We start from the raw sequence: 19,166 nt of genomic DNA on the forward strand, positions 1-19,166 counted from the left end.
TATGCACAAGCGACTTCAGACCCTAGTAGCGATAGGCTGTGCCCTTTTTGCACTCAGTGCCGGCGCACAAGACCCCTTACTCCAACCCCTTCCCATCGATCCGGCAGTACGCATGGGACGGCTGGACAACGGACTCACCTACATCATCCGCCACAACGAAAAGCCCGCACAGCGCGCACACTTCCTCATCGCACAGCGCGTCGGCTCCATGCAAGAGGAGGACACCCAGTCCGGACTGGCACACTTCCTGGAGCACATGGCGTTCAACGGTACCAAAAACTTCCCCGGCAAATCCCTCATCAATTACTTGGAAGGAAATGGGATCAAGTTTGGAGAAAACCTCAACGCCTTCACCGCCTTTGACGAGACCGTGTACATGATCATGAATGCTCCATCGGCCCGCAAGTCGATGGTAGACTCCTGCCTCCTCATCCTCCACGACTGGAGCACAGCCATCTCGCTCGACGGAGACGAGATCGACAAGGAGAGGGGAGTGATCCACGAGGAGTGGCGGTCGAGAGACAACGGAGGCTTGCGTGCAATGACAGAAGTCATGCGACGCGGATTTCCCGGCGATCAACGCTACGGCAAACGCATGCCCATAGGCAGCATGGACGTGGTCCTCAACTTTGACCACCAGACCCTCCGAGACTACTACCACCGCTGGTATCGCCCCGACCTCCAAGGGATCATCGTCGTCGGAGATATCGATGTCGACGCAGTCGAGGCCAAGATCAAAGAGCTCTTTGGCCCCATCCGGCTCGACCCCAACCGCCCCGAGAGAGTATATCCCGAAGTCCCCGACCAAGCCGAACCCATCAGCATAGTAGCCACCGACCCGGAGATCGTAGGCACCTCCGTCACCGCACTATACAGCAGCAAAGCCTGGCCCATCATGGAGCGAAACACTCCAATGTACATGGTCAACAACTACGTCATGACCATGCTCTCCGCCATGATGAACCAACGCTTTGCAGAGGAGGCCATGAAGCCGGGCTGTCCCTACCTCAGTACCACGCTCAGCTACGAGCCCTACTTTGTAGCCCTCACCAGAGATGCGCTAGCCCTGCAAGTGAATGCCGACAAAGGCAAGTACAAGCCCGCAATGGATGCGGCACTGCTAACTCTCAAGCAAGCGGCACTCTATGGATTCTCCGACAGCGAATACCGACTGGTCTGCACCAACTATCTATCCATGCTCGAAAACAGCCTCAAAAGCAAGGAGAGCCGCGAAAACGGTGACTATGCCGATGAGTATGCGACATTTTTCACACAAGGGGGATACATCCCCGGCATCGAGGTCGAGTACGAGTGGGCCAACAAGATGGCCCAGCAAATCTCGGTAGAGAGCATCAACCAAGCACTCAAGAGCCTAGTCCTCAACTGTGGCAATAACCTCACGCTCTACCTCATGGCACCCAAAGCCGACGACCTCACCTACCCCACCGATCGTCAGCTCCTCCAAGAGTACGACACCGCCATGCAACAAAAGGTAGAGCCCTACAAGGAGCAGGCCATCGCCCAAGACCTCCTGGCAGAGCACCCCACAGGTGGCACCATCACACAGGTAGAGGAAAACCAACCCTACGGCTCCACCCTACTCCACCTCAGCAATGGCGTGAAAGTCTACCTCCAACCACAGACCCACGAAAAAAACCAAGTCTCCCTAGTCGGAGTCAGCCCCGGCGGTACCTCACTCTACGATGAGACCAAGGAGAGCATCGACCTCCGAGCCCTACCCAGCTATGCCACGGTCGGCGGTCTCGGCGCACACGACCCCATCCAGCTCAGCCGCATACTTGCCGGCAAAGCCGCATCTATCAGCACGACCGTGACCACCACCACCGAGCGTGTCAGCGGATCCTCCAGCACCGCCGACATCGAGACTATGCTCCAGCTCGCCTACCTTGCCATGACCGATGTCCGAGCCGACACCACCCTCTTCCGCAATGTCCAGGACCGCATGATCGCCAAGATCCGAGCCGGCAAGGCCAACCCCATGGCCACCGTCATGCAGGACAGCATATCCTCACTCATCTACGGTGACAACCAAGTGATGGCAAAATACCTCACCGAAGAGGAGACAAAAGCCATCAACTACAGCCGGATCCTCGAGATCTACCGCGAGCGTTTTGCCAATGCGGATGACTTCACCTTCTTCATCAGTGGAGACTTTGACCCCGAGACCGTCAAGCCACTAGTGGCACAGTACCTCGGTACACTACCCTCCACCAAGCGCGTAGAGACCCCCGACCTCACCAAGGTCCTCAGCCATGCGCCCAAGGGCAGAGTCAGCCACTTTGACTTCAAGATGGACACCCCCACCGCCTCCGTCATAGACCTCTACGCCGGACAAGGAGCCTACAACCTCCGAGAGAGACTAATCATGGGACTGCTGACCGATGTCCTCAACCAAGCCTTCCACGTCTCCATCCGCGAAGACGAGGGTGGCACCTACGGTGTAGGCGTCATGGGAGATGTGGATCGACTACCGCTAGGCCAACGCTCCCTCATGATCATGTACAAAACGAGCCCAAAAGAGGCAGAACGTCTCAATGACATCATCAAAAAACAGCTCCGGGAAATGGCCCAAAACGGCATCGATGAAGACTACTTCAAAAAAGCAGTCCTCAACCGCGAAAAGAGCCACACCGAAGCACTCGAGACCAACGGCTACTGGGCCGGACTGCTCTACGACAAGGTCATCTGGGGCGAAGAGACACACGACACCTACCTCCGGACACTCCACAGCATCACGGCAGAGGAGATACGCGACTACCTCGCACAGATCCTGTCCAAGGACCAATACTTCGAGATGATCGCCTCCGGAAAGCCCGATGCGGCCTGACCCACCCCGAGACAAACTACGAAAAGCGGGTGTGCCAAAGACAGTTTTGGCACACCCGCTTTTGTTTTGTGCCCACAGCTCATCCCGAAAAAGAGGACGAAAAAGAGGACGAAAAAGAGCCGATTTGGGGCGCAAAAAGGCCCATTTTTGGGACATTGATAATCAACCACTTACAAGGAACCTCGAGTTTCACGGATAGAAGCGAAACTTTTCACGGATAGAAGCGAAACTTTTCGCGGATAGAAGCAATCGCCCCGACGGATAGAAGGCAAAAACAGCCGAAGCAAAAGATGAAGCTCAGCTTCCCACGAAAGACTCATTATAATTTATTTTAAGGAATACCCTGTAGGCGACCAATTGACTGCAAAAACAAAAAAAAGCGAATTACAGACGCCAATCCTTGGCCGTTTGCCAAAAATTGTTCAAATTTGAAATCATTCATACGAAAAAGAAGTGACTGACAAGAAACAATCAGGCAAACAAAGCGCAAAAAAGAGTTATTTTCACCCAAACTCCCTTCATGCTTTTTGACTCACTGTCATCAGCGGAATCAAATGAACAAACAAATTTTATGAAACAGAGTAGATTGCTGTGGCTCCTAGCCACCATCCTATTTACGGCATCGTCACTGTTTGCACAGACCACCGAGATCACGGGGACTGTCGTAGACGAAACCAACGAAGCCGTATTTGGGGCAACCGTCCGTTCCAAGGCGGATCCATCCAAGGGTACAACGACCAATATGGATGGGCAGTTCAAGATCAATGTAAAAGAGGGAAGCACCATCGTGATCTCCTTCGTCGGCTACAAGAGTGTAGAAGCAAAAGCCAAGAAGGGAATGCGCATCAAGCTGGTCCCTGATGCCGAACTGCTCGGTGAGGTGGTGGTGACCGGTATGGTGGCACAAGACAAGCGACTATTCACCGGAGCGACCGACCAACTGGAGGGCGACAAAGTGAAGCTCAACGGTATGGCGGATGTCTCGCGCGGACTGGAGGGACGTGCGGCCGGTGTGACGGTCCAAAACGTCAGTGGTACGTTCGGCACGGCACCCAAGATCCGTGTCCGCGGTGCCACCTCCATCTATGGCAACTCCAGCCCACTCTGGGTGGTGGACGGTGTGATCCAGGAGAGTGTCGTAGAGGTAGGCCCCGACGAGCTATCCAGTGGAGACGCCACCACACTGATCTCCTCTGCGATCGCAGGGCTCAACCCCGATGACATTGAGTCCTTCCAGATCCTCAAGGATGGATCGGCAACCTCTATATACGGTGCCAAGGCAATGGCGGGGGTCATCGTCATCACGACCAAAAAAGGACGCAAAGGCACTGCAAACTTTAGCTACACCGGTGAGTTCACGACCCGACTGATACCGTCGTACAACGACTTCAATATCATGAACTCCCAAGACCAGATGGACTTCTACATGGAGCTGGAGCGAAAAGGCTGGCTCAACCTGGCAGAGACCTATCGGGCTGCGGACAGTGGTGTCTTTGGCAACATGTACCACCTCATCCACAACTACGACCCCAAGAAGGGGATCTTTGGGCTACCCAACACACCGGAGGCCAAGGCAGGCTTTCTCAAAAAGTACGAGATGATCAACACAGACTGGTTTGCCGAGCTATTCAGCCCTGCTGTGATGATGAACCACTCGGTGAGCATGTCCTCCGGTACCGACAAGAGCCAGACCTACGCCTCCCTCTCACTGATGACCGACCCGGGCTGGATGAGGAGCAGTGCGGTACGACGCTACACCGCCAACCTCAACAACACCTACCACTTCACCGACCAAGTGTCGCTCAACATGATCGCCAATGCCTCCTACCGCCAGCAGACAGCACCGGGGACCCTGTCGCAGGATGCCGACCCAGTGAGCGGTACCGTATCGAGAGCCTTTGACATCAACCCCTACTCCTATGCCATCAACTCCAGCCGGACACTCGACCCGAGCGAAGAGTACACCCGTAACTTTGCGCCATTCAACATCAAAAAGGAGCTGGACAACAACTTCCTCAACCTCGATGTGATCGACGTGAGATTCCAGACACAGCTGGAGTGGAAGCCCATCCGCGAGCTCAAGCTCCAGGCACTCGCCGCTGTGCGCTACTCGGGCACCATGCAGGAGCACAAGATCAAGGACGACTCCAACCAAGCACTCGCCTACCGAGCTATGCAAGACGCCACTGTCCAACAGCGCAACAACTGGCTCTACAAAGACCCGGACAAGATCAACGAGCTACCCAAGTCAGTCCTGCCCAAGGGAGGATTTTACAACACCAAGAACTACCGGATGCTCAGCTACGACTTTCGCACCAGTGCTCAGTACAATACGGTGATCGCCGACGCACACATCATCAATAGCTATGCCGGTGTGGAGTTTAACGCCCAAGACCGTACCCTCAATCACTTTGACGGCTGGGGGATGCAGTACCAGAGCGGAGAGCTGGCTTTTTGGGACTACTTGGCCTTCAAGCGCATGAAGGAGATGAACATCCCCTACTACAGCTTGGTCAACACCCGCAACCGCACCCACGCAATCTTTGGCACTGCCACCTACTCCTACATGGGCCGATACACCCTCACCGGCACAGCACGCTACGAGGGATCCAACCGCCTAGGCAAGAGTCGCCAAGCACGCTGGCTGCCGACCTGGAACGTCGCCGCCGCATGGAACGCCCATGAGGAGGAGTGGTTTAGGAGCGACTACCTCAAGTGGCTCACCCACTTCACCCTCCGTGGATCCTACTCACTGACCGCTGACCCGGGCCCCATCGGTATCACCAGCCCGGATATCGTCCTGAAGAGCTACACCCCATGGCGTCCGTCCGCTGAATCAGCTGAGTCCGGGCTGACCCGCCTCTCGCTCGCCAATGAAGACCTCACCTACGAAAAGAAGCACGAGATCAACGTCGGTGTGGACATGGGCTTCCTCAACAACCGCATCAATGTCGTCTTTGACTGGTACCGACGCAACAACTTTGACCTGATCGGCTACGCCATCACACAAGGCGTCGGAGGAGAGACCAACCGACTGGGCAACGTCGCCGCCATGAAGAGCAAGGGGGTAGAGTTTTCGCTCTCCACTCGCAACATAGAGACACGAGACTTCTCGTGGACGACTGACTTTATCTTTGGATACAACACCAATGAGATCACCGAGCTCAATACCCGCTCGACTGTCTTCAACTTCATCTCCGGGTCCGGATTTGCACGCAAAGGCTACCCGGTACGCGGTCTTTTCTCCATACCATTTGAGGGGCTGGATGACCGTGGCTACCCCAAGTTCAAGATCCAAGACCAAGTGATCGACAGTCGTAGCTACGGCTCGATCAACCTCCAGGAGCGGGACAATGTGGACTACCTGAAGTACGAGGGCCCCACCGATCCGACGATCAATGGCTCCTTTGGCAACATCCTCAGCTACAAGGAGTGGCGCCTCAACCTCTTCGTGACCTACTCGGCAGGCAATGTGATCCGCCTGGATCCGGTCTTTAGAGCCCGGTACGATGACCTGACGGCTACCCCTCGCGAATTCAACAACCGCTGGGTGGTCGGTGGCAACGAAGCCCGGACGATCATCCCCGCTGTGCCCAGCTACAGAGACTACAAGACTATCTCGCGGATCGCAACCGGATTCAACACCTACAACTACTCCTCTGCCCGTGTGGCGAAGGGAGACTTCGTCCGCCTCAAGGAGGTCTCACTGACCTACACCATGCCCAAGAGATGGCTGGAGGGTACCGTCCTGCAAAACGCTTCGCTCAAGCTGCAGGCAACTAACCTACTGCTACTCTACGCCGACCCGGCACTCAACGGACAAGATCCGGAGTTCTTCCGCTCGGGAGGTGTATCGGCCCCTGTGCCCAAGCAGATCACGGCCACTGTGCGTATTGGATTCTAACCTAATGATGACCTGACGAATATGAAAACAATAAAGATATCTATACTGGCCGGACTGCTCACCGCTCTGACGACAGGGTGCGACTCCTTTTTGGACGTAACGCCCGACAGCCGCTCCAACCTCAATAGCACCGACAAGGTGTACGAGATGCTGGTGTCGTGCTACCCGACCAAGTTCACCGCACCGATATTTGAGCACCGCACCGACAACGTGATGGACAATGGTCCACGCTTCGAGGAGTCGTCCCGCATCCATGTGCGTGAAAACTACCACTGGAAAGCCAACACCGGCCCTGCCAGTGAGGACAACACCCTCGGCCTCTGGAACGAATGCTACAGCTCCATAGCCAACGTCAACATCCTTCTCGACGGGATCAAAAAACTAGGCGACGGACCGGAGCTACAAGCCGCCAAAGGTGAAGCGCTGATCTGCCGAGCGTACAGCCACTTTTTGATGGTCAATACTTTTGCTCCGGCCTACAGCCCGACAACCGCCAAGAGCGCACTGGGTATCCCCTATGCAACCAAGGTGGAGAGCAAGATCGGAACCACCTACAAGCGCGAGACCCTGCAAGCCAACTACGACAGCATCATGATGGACATCTCCAAGGGACTACCCTTGATCGACGATGCCAAGCTGAAGGTGCCCGCCTACCACTTCAACACTCAAGCCGCATACGCCTTTGCCGCCAAAGTAGCCCTCTACGCCGAGCAGTGGGACAAGGCCATACAGTATGCTACACAGGCACTCGGCCCCAACCCGGCACCTACGTTGCGGAGCTACAATGAGCTCAATAAGGCCAACACCCCCGCAGAGTGGGGCCAATTATACATTAACGAAAACGTGCCCTGCAACTACCTTATCGTGCCGATGAACTCGACCTGGTTTAGAGACATCATAGCCGCTAGGTATGGCGTACACAGCTCCATCATGAGCTCGCAGATTCTGCTAAGCTCAGGACCATGGGGCTCAGGGCTGCCCCTCCTTTCCAAAGGTATCTACAACTTCTCTAGCTCCGCTGCCGAAAACAACTTCTTGGCACGGTACTACGAGATATTTGAGTACACCGATATCGTGGCAGGTGTCGGGTATGTACACGTGGTGGATGTCCCCTTTAGCAGCGACATGACCCTTCTCTTTAGAGCCGAAGCCTACGTCCTCACCAAGCAGTACGACCTAGCCGCAAAGGACCTCAACATGTGGTACAATGCCAAAGGCGCCAAGGTCAACCTCAGTGCGGCCGAGATCGCTGAGTACTACGAGGGGGCAGCTGCCAAGAAACACCCGGTGGCAAAACCACTGCACCCCAAGTTTGAGCTGGAGCCCGGACTGCAGACCAATCTGATCCAAGCCGTCCTACACGCTCGCCGTATCGAGAGCATCCACACCGGACAGCGGTGGGAGGACATCAAGCGCTACGGAATAGAGATCACACACAACGTCGCACGAGGTAGCGACATCACCCTGACCACGGACGACCCCAGACGTGCCATCGAGATACCGAGTGACGTCATCACCGCCGGTCTCCCTGCCAACAGACCCGACCGCAAACCCATGAGCGCAGTCAGCACAGCCATCATCCAACAGATACAGCCCTTTGTGCCTAGGTCTAACAAATAATGAACATAATAATGAAGACAACTACCAAAATACTAAGTGCCACACTCCTGCTGGCTACCGTGGCTCTATCCACCGGGTGCAAAGAGAGAGACCTCCCCGACAACGGGCGAAGTGTCGTCCGCTTCGAAAAATCCCCCGAGAACGCCTTTGACACCTGGATCAAGCAAAACTTCGTCGACCCATACAACGTACGCTTCATGTACCGCATGGACGACAAAGAGATCGACTTTGCCCGGCACTTGGCTCCGGCCAGCCTGGAAAAAAGTATGAAGATGGCGAAGGTCGTCCAGCATGCTTGGATCGATGCCTACAACGAGGTAGCCGGAGTGGACTTTATGCGCGATCGCCTGCCACGAATACTCATGCTGATCGGCTCACCCGGATACAACGCCAACGGTACCATCCTCCTCGGTACTGCCGAAGGCGGTCTGAAAGTGACCCTCTACCAGACCAACTGGCTGGACGAGACCAATCCGGCGATGATGAATACCTACTACTTTCACACCATGCACCATGAGTTTACCCACATCCTACAGCAGAAGCACGACTGGCCCCGCAAAGAGTACAGTGCCATCAGCCAAGGGGACTACGCCGCCACCTCATGGCAGGATCGTCGGGAAAAAGAGGCCGCACTCCTCGGCTTTGTCTCTCCCTATGCCGGTAGCCAACCGGTAGAGGATATCACCGAGGTGACCGCCTACTACCTCACCTACACCGACGAAGAGTGGGACAACCTGCTCAACAACCTAGCGGTGACCAAGGATGAAAATGGCAAAGAAAATACCGAAGGGCGAGACAAAATCCTGCGCAAGATCGAGCTGATGAAAGGCTACATGAAGGACAAGTGGAATATCGACATGGACCAGCTGCGCGCAGTCGTACAGAGACGCACAGCCGAGGTCGCACACATCCAGCTTATCGACGATGCGTGGAAGCCTCTGCTCCAGACACCGGTGACACCCACCACCGCCGCACAACAAGCGGCTCTGCGCAGTGCCGTATGGGAAGCACTGATGAGCAACCCTGACTTCCGCAATGTACCTGCAGAAAATGACCACACCAATAGGTGCCAGATGATCACACAGTTCATGCAAGACCCCGCCCGAGTCAATCTTCCTGACCTCAAACCCTCTATCCAATGACCGACAATACCATGAAGCAACTATATACCCTTGCGATCACACTACTGGTCCTGGCAGGATGTACAGGAGTAAAGAACAAAGCCCTTTTCCCCGAATCTCCCTCCGAGCGCACCGCCTCTGCGGTGGCGGAGCTACGCCGGTTTCTCACAGATGCACCCGAGGGGTGGATCATGGAATACACACCCGACGAAAATCAGTCCTTTGGGGGATTCCTCATGCACGTCCGCTTCCAGAAAAGTGGCGAAGTGATCGTCAACAGTGAACTCCAAAAGCAAGACGCACCCGCCACTTCCGGCCTATACAGCATACAGTCGGACAAGGGTACCGTGCTCTCCTTTGACACCTACAACCCCACATTTCACTACTTCGCCGACCCGGATATCAATGACGGGCATGGGAGAGGCAAAGGATTCTTGGGCGACTGGTCCATGGTGGTCCTGAGCCAATCTGCCGACCGGATCACCCTGCGGGGCAAGATGAGCGACAACATCATCACGCTCCACCGCCCCAAGGAGGGTGTCGACGCCTACTATGCCAAAGCTCGTGCCCTCAAGGCAGAGGCCTTTGACCTCGACTACTACTTCCTGACCACCCATCAAGATGCCTGGACCGGCACCATCGGTGGCAAGAAAGTGGTCCTCTACTACAACCTCGATGGGTTCAACGTCTTTGACGTCGAGATAGAGGGCGAGTACGATCGCGTCCAAGCCCCCTACGTCATCACCGACACCGGTCTTCGCTTCCTGACTCCCCTGCTCAAGGTGACTGAGCTCACCTGGAACGCCACGGACAAGAGCTGGAAGCTCCCCTCCGGTGATGCACTTACGCTACGCGAAGACCCCGTCTATAAGTCCTACGCCAAGTACTTGGGCAAGTATATGCTACAGTACATTGACTTCCGGGCAAGAAAGGTGGTGCAAGCACCTGTTGAGCTTGAGATGGCACCAAGGAACCAATACCTAGTCAAAGGACTTCCCTACGACATAACCCTCACCTACCTACCGGAGAGCGATGCGATCCTTCTCGCACCACAGGCGATAGTCGCCGGTGGCAAACAATACGTACTCGTAGCCTTGGACTCCGAAGGTCACATCGGGCAAGCCTCCGACATTGGGCTCGTCACAGCACCTGTCCCCAACAGCGAAGGGGTCTACAAGTTTGAGGACAACGGCAAGTGGGGCAAAGAGATCTGGGCCTTTGCCGCCATCGACCTCTCTTCAGTAAGCATAGCCCCTATAACACCGGCGCTCTTCTCCTTGAAGACCTTGAGCAAACTTCCAGACTAATCACATCGCTTATTGACCAAGCATTATGAAACCTATCAACATACTCCTCTCCTGTACCCTTCTCCTGATGACGCTCACGACGGGGTGCAAAAGAGCCAACAGTACACTTTGCGGGGGCCAAGACACCCCATTTGGCGTCGTCTCCTCCACAGTCACCTTTGACTACGAGGGAGGCACCGGTCACATCGAGCTGTCGGACGAAGGATTTGCCTGCTCCCTCTCTACCGGAGCAGAGCAGTGGATTACCATCACCAAGACCGGCAAACGGGGCCTAAAAGTAGTGGCGATGCCCAACCCCGGTGCGGACACCCGCAACGCCCTCATCGTCGTGGACAAGGAGGGCAAAAAAGCACACATCCCGGTCACTCAGCTGGGGCGTGTCGACTACGCCAGCCTTGAGAACCTCTCCTTCTCCGAAAAGGGAGGGGAGCAGTACTTTCCTATCCACGCTGAAAGTGCACTGGAGATCACCCAGAGTGAAGGATCCGCCGAGTGGCTCACCATCGAGCAGATCGAGGATCGCCTCTACTTCCGGGCAAAACCCAACGTCACCTCCAAGCCTCGCCAAGCCACCGTCACCATCAAGGCAGGGCTCTACAAAAAGGAGCTGACCGTCAACCAAAAGGTCGTCCTCAACTTTGCCCCCATCAACACTATAGACTACCAATCCATACTTGGTCCCTACACCTTCTATGCAACCATCGGAGACGAGGAGATCACAGTGCCCGTCACCCTCGAGGCGCACGAAGTGGGTAGAAGTGTATTCCTCAAAGGGCTGGCCATAGACCTGCTCCTACAGATCGACGAAAACAAGCTGGTATTGGCCTCCAACCAACACCTTCCCCGTGACGTCTTCTTCATAGCCTCTTCCGGTACCGGAGAGGAGGAGTGCTCCATATTTGACCTCATTGGGACAGGAAAAGCCAAGTTCATTGCACTGGCCGAAGCAACCCCCAATGGACAGTACCACCGCTTTGTCTTCAAAAGCCCCAACAAGGGCGACTGCGAGGTCAAGGATGCCAATCAAAACGGCACCGGAGTCTTCAAGGAGCCGCGCGGGGTCATGCTGCTTGATCTAAACAACAGCAAATACTACGGTGGCCCCGATGGCGACAAACTCGGCATATTCTTTGACTTTTACCTTGTGCAAGAATAAACAAGAGCATTTTTCCCTAAAAAGAGGACTCGAACTCGGAATAAACATATGAAAACACGAAAACACTCACTCACCTGGGGGCTCCTCTCCCTCCTCTTGCTAGCCCTCGGTAGTTGCAAGGGCAAGGAGACCCCACCCTGCCTGATCCCGCAAGAAGAAGCCAAGACCACCTACGCACTACGCTTCACCACTGCCAACACCCTACGTGCCACAGAGGAGGTCAGTGTCACCGGCACTGATGCGGAAAACAAGATCGACCAACTCCTTGTCGTTGCCTTTGAAGACGGTAAGCAAGTCTCCGCCACCTCTGCCAAAAAGGGTACCGACGGGAGCTATACCGCTGAGCTGACGAAAGGCGGCATCCTGGATCTGCTGATCGTTGCCAATGCTGATGAGGCACTCCGTACCAAGCTGAGCGACCCCGACCTAGGGCTAAAAGCGGCCCGCACTCTGTTGGTCGAGACAGCACTGTCACCGGAGACCCCTCTCGTGATGGTCAACAGCATCCCCCTCGAGGCATATATTGAGCAAGGATCCACCTACGACCTAGGCAATGTCGCCCTGGCACGCCTCGCCTCCCGCTTTGACCTCTACAACCGCGTCCACGACCTCGACATCACGAGCGTCAGCATCACCGGTGTGGCACCTGCCACCGGGCTGTTGGCTCCCACTAAGGTCGCCAACGACCTGCCACGAGCCACTGCCAAAGTGACCCCCACTGCCGGAGGACCATCGGCCAAGCCGGTGGCTGTGTTTTATGGCTACGAGGATCCCAAGATCGAGGCCGTGAGCCTCACGATCGAAGCCACGCTCAAGGGCAAGCCCATCGACCCCATCACCGTGGTCCTAAAAGATAGGGAAGTCAAGCGCAACACCATCTACAGCCTCATCCTCAACACCGAGCGGGTGATCGGTGAGCCGGTAGACGAGACCAACCCCATCCTCAGCCTGATCAAGGTCGGACTGGTCGCTCACAGCTGGAGCAGCGGTGGCACTCTCTCCCTGCCGGACGACGAGAAGCTACAGTTCAGCACCCCCGACTTTACCGTCACGAGCAACCTGCTCACTGAGACACCCGGGCAAAACCCCACCACACTCACACTCACGACCGGCAACCCGGCGGAGCTACTCTTTACCACCACTGTGGACAAGGATCGGGTCAACATCACAGCACCCGACCAGCCGGAGGTGAAAATAGAGGAGATCGGAAGCAACCTCAGAGGTGAGACCGTCACCCAGACCTTCAAGGTGCTTATACCCAAAAACAGCTCCGAAGACTCTGAGGCCACCTACACGCTACGCATCTCCAACGCCTACGACCCCACACTGGTCCGCGAGGTCACGATCACACAGCCCGCAAGCCTGCCGCTACCGGGGCTGGCACTCGCTCGCTTTGCCGACTACAACCTCGACCACACCGGCAAGGCCTTTGCCACCAGTCATGCACAGGACCAGAGTGGCTACTTCTCCTACGACCAAGTCACCGGCCGGGCAGCGCTGGCAGACGGCAGCACCATCACCCTGCCCGACGGGTACCGACTGCCCACACCATGGGAGCTGGCGATCATCATCCCCTCCTCCTCCGAGCTCAAGGCAGCAGCCATGGAGAACAGTGCCAAACAGGGAGCCATCAGGTTTGGCTTCGGTAAAGAAAAGCTGAGCGAAAACGTCTCTGAGCTGGTTGACACCGATGGCAAGAGCCCCAAGCGGTACTCTGCCGAGTACAAGGGTATGGGTAACGTCCAAAAGAAGCCCGGGGACTTTAGTGCCGGTACCTACCGTCTGGTCCTCGGCCTCCGGATGAAGCCCCACACCGGCGCCCTCGGCAAGGACGATCCACGGCTACCCGGAGGTGCGGTAGCACCGGCGGCAACGGACTACTCCAACTTCACCGCCTACCGCTACGTCTTGGACAACAATCCCGATGAGACCCCCGGTCGCTTCACCGGTCCCTATGCCCTCATCGTCACCTGTCGCTACCTCGGCGAGGGGCTCAAGGAGACAACCATGGCAGACCTCGAGAAGCCCGAGTTTTGGAACGACAACAGCGCTACCTACCACACCATCACCCTGCCACTGATTGGCTACAACGCTTCACAGGATGGGACACAGGGTCTGCGCAACAATGGCATGGTAGGACGCTATATCTCCAGGTACGATGCCGCCTACAGCACCAGCTTCAAGGCGGTCTACACACTCGACCTAGCCTCCCTCTCCATCGGCAACCGCATGGTGACCGCCGGAGTGCAAAAGTCGACCCCGATCCGACTGATCAAGGAGTAAGGCAAGGCCATAGCGTAGCCCTCCGCACAAGCAGGAGAGAGGGCTACGCCCGACCGCAGAGGAGGATGTGCCAAGCGATTGGTGCATCCTCCTATTTGTTATTCCACCCCCAACAACGATCCTGTCGCCCGGGGACCTCCGGCCGCATACCCCACCCACAAACCGGAGAGAGGTCACCAGACAGATGGACAGATCCAACTTTTTCGCACCCAAACGGCCCCTCAAAGCAGGGTGAAAAAGAGGCGATTTTGGGATCAAAAAAGCCCCTTTTGGGGGGCGTTGATAATCAACCACTTACGGGGGAGCATGAGTTTCACGGATAGAAGCGAACCTTTTCACGGATAGCAGCAATCGTTTAGACGGACAGAAGGATTCTCTTTTCGCAGACAGTAGGTCAAAGCTCCTCAATGAGCGACCAATCTAGCTGATAGAGTTGCCCGGATGCCTCCTCAAACTCCTCACACCGAGCATTGGGGATCCGGACCCTCCAGATGTATCCGTCGAGGTCCGCATCGTTGTCGATCGTCTCGGCGGCATACTCCCTCAGGATCATCATCACGGGATTGATCAGGTCGTATGGGAAGCATAGTCGGTACCGTGTGTAGAGTGTGTGCTCCACGATGTCCGCTACGTCCAGTGCCGCCACCGTGGCAGCCCGATAAGCCACGATCAGGCCCCCCGTCCCGAGCTTGACGCCCCCAAAGTAGCGCACGACGACGACCAGCAGATCCCTCAAGTCGTGGCTGATGAGCTGCCCTAGGATCGGTTTTCCGGCGGTGCCGGATGGTTCGCCATCATCATTGCTTCGCTCCTCCGGCTCCTCCGACCTGCCGATTCGGTAGGCCCAGCATACGTGCCGAGCATCGTAGTACTCTCTCCGAAAAGCCTCTATCCGCTCCATCGCCTCCGAGACAGAGGTCACCGGCAGTGCGTGAGCGATGAATCGGCTCCGCTTATCGGTGTACTGCGCTGTCGTGGGTTCGACGATCGTCCGGTAGCTATTCATGCCTGCTCCCCCACCAGGCGGTCTATGGCATCGCGCCAGTCGCCACCATTCTCGGGACGATAGGTCAAAAAGCCCATCTGCCTACCCATAGCGGTATTGGCCGCTCCGTCGTCCAAGAAGAGCGTCTCACCGGGTAGGATCCCACTATCCTTGAGGATTAGCTCAAAGATCTTGGGATCCGGCTTGCAAACCCCCAAGCGGTAGGACAGATAGAGTCTCTCAAAGTGGTCCTCAAGCAAGCGACCACTCTTGAGGAAGGCCGGAGACAAGGTCAGCTTGGAGACGATCGGGTTGGTATTGGAGAGGCAAAAGAGACGGTACTTGGGCCGAAGGACTCGGTAGATGTAGTCGAACTTTTCCTCATCCACCCGCTTGAAAAAACCCAGTAGAGCATGCTCCACGGCCTCGGCCGTCACTTGCTCACCGTACCGCGCGCGAAGTGTGGCGACAAAGTCCTCCTCGGAGAGTCGCCCCGACTCCAGATCCAAGAAGATGCCACCCTGGCAATAAGGGTCCAGCATAGCTCGGACATCATGGACGCCTATCGCCTCGAAGCGACGAACCGCCTCCTCGTGATCCAGAGTGATCAGGACACCCCCCAAGTCCAGTAGTATGTTTTTGATCATGGTGCTAATTTGATGGTTGGGACAAAAAATGTGGAGACCGATCTGTGGAGCACAGACCGAGTGACAATATACCCATTTTTGGGATCACGCTCCGTGGTGGTGCGCTACCTTTTGGATCCGATGTCCGGAGGGGGCCTCGCAACGCTTTTGTCCAAAAGGGTCATTTCGTTACCTTTGTCGGGAACTATGGATCAGATGCAAATCATAGAGCTAGTGGCGGCCACCGTGGGGATCATCTACGTGTGGCTGGAGATGCGTGCCAGCAGATGGCTCTGGCCCGTGGGGATCGTATTGCCCCTCTTTTACATCTACATCTCGTGGGAGAGCCAAGTGTATGGCAATATCGTCGTCAATGTCTACTACATCGTGGCCTGCATCCTAGGCTGGATCGCCTGGCACCGAAGTCGTGGCGAGAGCAGTGACGACACGGTGGGGATCCGCTACATGCGCACCCGGACAGCACTCTGCACACTCCTCGTGTCGCTACTGGGCATGGTCGCCATCGAGCCCCTACTCCGACTCTACATGGAGAGCCCCTACCCACTGCCCGATGCACTGGCCACCTCGGTGAGCCTGGTGGGCATGTGGCTCCTGGCCAAGAAGTACATCGAGACCTGGTACTGCTGGATCCTCAGCAACGTACTCTACTGCATACTCTACTTCCTACAGGGCTACACGGTCACCGGCTACTTTTTCGTCATCTACAGCATCGTGGCGGTACTTGGACTGTGGCGGTGGCACCGGCTGAGCAAGGTGGCTCGCACCTAGTCCTCGGCCCGCATACCAATGCGAGAGGAGGGCTACATTTTGTCAAAAAAAAGCGACACGGCACTTCGCACAAGATTCTCTTTTTTAGGGGCAAAATGATTAACTTTGTGACATGGGAAAACAAAAGCACACACTCCTCATACTCCTCCCCATTTTGCTCCCGCTCCTCGCACTGCGGAGCAATGCCCAAGAGGTGATCGAGCTGACCCCGAACGACTTTGCCCAAAAGGTCTATGACTTTCGTACCGGGGGGCCGTGGAAGTACCTGGGCGACAAGCCGGCCATCATCGACTGCTTCACCCCCTGGTGCGTCCACTGCAAAACCCTCAAACCACGACTGCAACGCCTCGCCAAAGCCTACGCCGGCCGAATCATCGTCTACAGCATCAATGGCGAAAAAGCCCCCAACCTCATGCGACAGCTGGGGATACAGGCCTATCCGTCGCTACTCTTTATCCCCATGAGCGAAATCCCCACCCTGAGCGTGGGCGCACTCTCCGAGGAGGATCTGATCAAGGGGGTCGAAAGCCTACTGCTGAAAAAGGAAAACAGATGAACGAAAGGATCTACCTGCTCGAAGAAGCCGACCCTGCCGTCTTTTATGGCATCAACAACCGCAACCTCGTAGCCCTGCGAGAGCTGCACCCCAAGCTCCGCCTCATGGCGAGAGGCAATGTCATGAAAGTGATCGGAGAGCCCAAGGAGACAGACCTCTTTTTGAAACTCCTACACCAGCTCGAAAAGTACGCCGTGGAGTACAACGACCTACCCGAGACCACCGTGGTCGAAATGGCACACGGCAATATCGTCGAGCACCGCAAGGCCGATGACGTGATCCTCTATGGAGCATCCGGACGACCCATCGTGGCTAGGACGGACAACCAAACCCGCATGGTGGAGCTGGTACAGCAGTACGACCTGGTCTTTGCGACCGGACCGGCCGGAACCGGCAAGACCTTCCTGGCAATCGCCATGGCCGTCAAGCTACTCCGCAACAAGCAAGTGCGACGAATCATCCTCAGCCGACCGGCTGTCGAAGCCGGCGAAAAACTGGGCTTCCTCCCCGGCGAGATGAAAGAAAAGCTAGACCCCTACCTGCAACCCCTCTACGACGCACTGATAGAGCTGGTACCCACAACCAAGCTGCGTGAGTACATGGAGAGCGGTGTGATCCAGATAGCCCCGCTGGCCTTTATGCGCGGACGCACCCTCAGCGAAGCCGTCGTGATCCTCGACGAAGCGCAAAACACCAGCACGCACCAGATGAAAATGTTTTTGACCCGGCTCGGCCTAAACGCCAAGATGATCATCACGGGCGACACCAGCCAGATCGACCTCCCCGGTGGACAACTCTCCGGACTCCGACAAGCCAAGCAGATCCTCGCCAAAACAGAGGGAATAGGATGGATAGACTTTGACCGCACGGACATCATGCGGCACGGCCTCGTGAAAAAAATAGTCGATGCTTACGACGAAGATGAGCAACGACACAAAAAGAAGACTACTCTACAAAAAACAATCAACCAATAAACCTATGGCACAAGCACTGATCAAAACCAACCTCACGCTCCCAGGTCAGCAGAGCGTCTACCACGGCAAAGTAAGGGATGTATACTCACTGGAGGGCGACCTACTGGTGATGGTCGCCACCGACCGCATATCCGCCTTTGACGTCATCCTACCCGAGGGCATCCCCTACAAAGGCGAAATACTCAACAAGATCGCAGCCACAAACCTAGACGCCACCCAAGACATCGTCCCCAACTGGAAGATTGCCACACCCGACCCGATGGTCACCGTGGGACACAAGTGCGAACCCCTCAAGCTGGAGATGATCATCCGTGGATACATCACCGGTAGTGCATGGCGCGCCTACCAAGCAGGCGAGCGCAATCTCTGCGGAGTGGAGCTGCCAGAAGGCCTGGTCGAGAACCAAAGGTTCGCCCACCCCATCATCACCCCTACCACCAAAGCAGATAGCGGACACGACGAAAACATATCGCGCGAGGAGATCATACGCCAAGGACTGGTGAGCGAAGAGCACTACAACCAGATCGAAGCCATCACGTACCGACTCTTTGAGCGGGGTACGGAGTTGGCCGAGAAGCGTGGGCTGATCCTGGTGGACACCAAGTACGAGTTTGGTCTAAAGGACGGCAAAATCATGCTGATCGATGAGATCCACACTCCGGACTCCTCGAGATACTTCTACGCCGACAGCTACGAGGAGCTCTTCAAGAAAGGGATGCCACAGCGCCAGCTCAGCAAAGAATTTGTACGCAAGTGGCTGATCGACCACGGCTTTCAAGGAGAGAAAGGCCAGCAAGTCCCGGAGATGACACCGGAGTACTGCACCAGTGTCACAGAGCGCTATATTGAGCTGTACGAGCACATCACAGGCGAAAAATTTGTGAAGCACCCAACCGATGACCTAGAAGGACGCATAGAGCGCAACCTCACCGCTTGGATCAACGAACGGTAAACCTCCGATAACCAACCCAATAGCACCCAACATCATGACCGCTCC

At 56.0% G+C, this 19,166-nt stretch carries 13 protein-coding genes; 11 read left to right on the plus strand and 2 right to left on the minus strand.

Annotated elements, in window-relative coordinates; genetic code table 11:
• Position 1 precedes the first annotated feature (1 nt).
• From AC1EK1_RS06625 to AC1EK1_RS06655, 7 genes are all read left to right on the plus strand, one after another.
• Positions 2-2,848 carry a M16 family metallopeptidase gene (locus tag AC1EK1_RS06625; RefSeq protein WP_480306296.1) on the plus strand — a complete coding sequence of 949 codons (2,847 nt, stop codon included), beginning with the start codon at positions 2-4 and terminating at the stop codon, positions 2,846-2,848.
• A gap of 571 nt (positions 2,849-3,419) precedes the next feature.
• Positions 3,420-6,752 carry a SusC/RagA family TonB-linked outer membrane protein gene (locus AC1EK1_RS06630; protein WP_480306297.1) on the plus strand — a complete coding sequence of 1,111 codons (3,333 nt, stop codon included), beginning with the start codon at positions 3,420-3,422 and terminating at the stop codon, positions 6,750-6,752.
• Positions 6,753-6,773: 21 nt separating this feature from the next.
• Positions 6,774-8,372, plus strand: coding sequence for a RagB/SusD family nutrient uptake outer membrane protein (locus tag AC1EK1_RS06635; RefSeq protein WP_480306299.1), 1,599 nt, complete (start codon positions 6,774-6,776; stop codon positions 8,370-8,372).
• Entirely contained in the window at positions 8,372-9,514 is a 1,143-nt protein-coding gene (locus AC1EK1_RS06640; RefSeq protein WP_480307272.1) for a zinc-binding metallopeptidase, read from the plus strand. The genes AC1EK1_RS06635 and AC1EK1_RS06640 overlap by 1 nt, the downstream gene beginning before the upstream one ends.
• On the plus strand, positions 9,511-10,800 hold the full coding sequence (locus AC1EK1_RS06645; protein WP_480306301.1) for a DUF4302 domain-containing protein: 1,290 nt from the start codon (positions 9,511-9,513) through the stop codon (positions 10,798-10,800). Before AC1EK1_RS06640 ends, AC1EK1_RS06645 begins: the two co-directional genes overlap by 4 nt.
• Positions 10,801-10,825: 25 nt before the next feature.
• The gene (locus tag AC1EK1_RS06650; RefSeq protein WP_480306302.1) at positions 10,826-11,956 is read left to right on the plus strand and encodes a BACON domain-containing protein; all 1,131 of its coding nucleotides are present in this window, start codon (positions 10,826-10,828) and stop codon (positions 11,954-11,956) included.
• A gap of 48 nt (positions 11,957-12,004) precedes the next feature.
• Positions 12,005-14,239: a hypothetical protein gene (locus tag AC1EK1_RS06655; RefSeq protein ID WP_480306304.1), complete on the plus strand. Its 2,235-nt coding sequence runs from the start codon at positions 12,005-12,007 to the stop codon at positions 14,237-14,239.
• Positions 14,240-14,633: 394 nt separating this feature from the next.
• Here the strand turns inward: AC1EK1_RS06655 and AC1EK1_RS06660 are convergent, their stop codons facing one another.
• A complete protein-coding gene (locus AC1EK1_RS06660) occupies positions 14,634-15,245 on the minus strand; it encodes an IMPACT family protein (protein WP_480306305.1) in 612 nt (203 codons plus the stop codon).
• A complete protein-coding gene (locus tag AC1EK1_RS06665; RefSeq protein WP_480306306.1) occupies positions 15,242-15,871 on the minus strand; it encodes an HAD family hydrolase in 630 nt (209 codons plus the stop codon). The genes AC1EK1_RS06660 and AC1EK1_RS06665 overlap by 4 nt, the downstream gene beginning before the upstream one ends.
• Before the next feature lie 30 nt (positions 15,872-15,901).
• Between AC1EK1_RS06665 and pnuC the strand changes: the two genes are divergently transcribed.
• The 4 genes from pnuC to AC1EK1_RS06685 all read left to right on the plus strand — a co-directional run bounded on the left by pnuC (position 15,902) and on the right by AC1EK1_RS06685 (position 19,121).
• A complete protein-coding gene (gene pnuC, locus AC1EK1_RS06670) occupies positions 15,902-16,639 on the plus strand; it encodes a nicotinamide riboside transporter PnuC (RefSeq protein WP_480306308.1) in 738 nt (245 codons plus the stop codon).
• A 112-nt stretch (positions 16,640-16,751) separates the two neighbouring features.
• Positions 16,752-17,195, plus strand: coding sequence for a thioredoxin family protein (locus AC1EK1_RS06675; RefSeq protein ID WP_480306309.1), 444 nt, complete (start codon positions 16,752-16,754; stop codon positions 17,193-17,195).
• The gene (locus AC1EK1_RS06680; RefSeq protein ID WP_480306311.1) at positions 17,192-18,169 is read left to right on the plus strand and encodes a PhoH family protein; all 978 of its coding nucleotides are present in this window, start codon (positions 17,192-17,194) and stop codon (positions 18,167-18,169) included. Before AC1EK1_RS06675 ends, AC1EK1_RS06680 begins: the two co-directional genes overlap by 4 nt.
• A gap of 4 nt (positions 18,170-18,173) precedes the next feature.
• Positions 18,174-19,121 carry a phosphoribosylaminoimidazolesuccinocarboxamide synthase gene (locus AC1EK1_RS06685; protein WP_480306313.1) on the plus strand — a complete coding sequence of 316 codons (948 nt, stop codon included), beginning with the start codon at positions 18,174-18,176 and terminating at the stop codon, positions 19,119-19,121.
• Positions 19,122-19,166: the final 45 nt, after the last annotated feature.

The sequence above is a fragment of the Porphyromonas sp. C0026D3 genome (assembly GCF_056590775.1).

Coding starts and splice junctions, on each gene's coding strand:
- AC1EK1_RS06630 (WP_480306297.1), top strand. CDS start 3,420: ATGAAACAGAGTAGATTGCTGTGGCTCCTAGCCACCATCCTATTTACG.
- AC1EK1_RS06655 (WP_480306304.1), top strand. CDS start 12,005: ATGAAAACACGAAAACACTCACTCACCTGGGGGCTCCTCTCCCTCCTC.
- AC1EK1_RS06625 (WP_480306296.1), top strand. CDS start 2: ATGCACAAGCGACTTCAGACCCTAGTAGCGATAGGCTGTGCCCTTTTT.
- AC1EK1_RS06685 (WP_480306313.1), top strand. CDS start 18,174: ATGGCACAAGCACTGATCAAAACCAACCTCACGCTCCCAGGTCAGCAG.
- AC1EK1_RS06645 (WP_480306301.1), top strand. CDS start 9,511: ATGACCGACAATACCATGAAGCAACTATATACCCTTGCGATCACACTA.
- AC1EK1_RS06675 (WP_480306309.1), top strand. CDS start 16,752: ATGGGAAAACAAAAGCACACACTCCTCATACTCCTCCCCATTTTGCTC.
- AC1EK1_RS06650 (WP_480306302.1), top strand. CDS start 10,826: ATGAAACCTATCAACATACTCCTCTCCTGTACCCTTCTCCTGATGACG.
- AC1EK1_RS06640 (WP_480307272.1), top strand. CDS start 8,372: ATGAACATAATAATGAAGACAACTACCAAAATACTAAGTGCCACACTC.
- AC1EK1_RS06635 (WP_480306299.1), top strand. CDS start 6,774: ATGAAAACAATAAAGATATCTATACTGGCCGGACTGCTCACCGCTCTG.
- AC1EK1_RS06660 (WP_480306305.1), bottom strand. CDS start 15,245: ATGAATAGCTACCGGACGATCGTCGAACCCACGACAGCGCAGTACACC.
- AC1EK1_RS06680 (WP_480306311.1), top strand. CDS start 17,192: ATGAACGAAAGGATCTACCTGCTCGAAGAAGCCGACCCTGCCGTCTTT.
- AC1EK1_RS06665 (WP_480306306.1), bottom strand. CDS start 15,871: ATGATCAAAAACATACTACTGGACTTGGGGGGTGTCCTGATCACTCTG.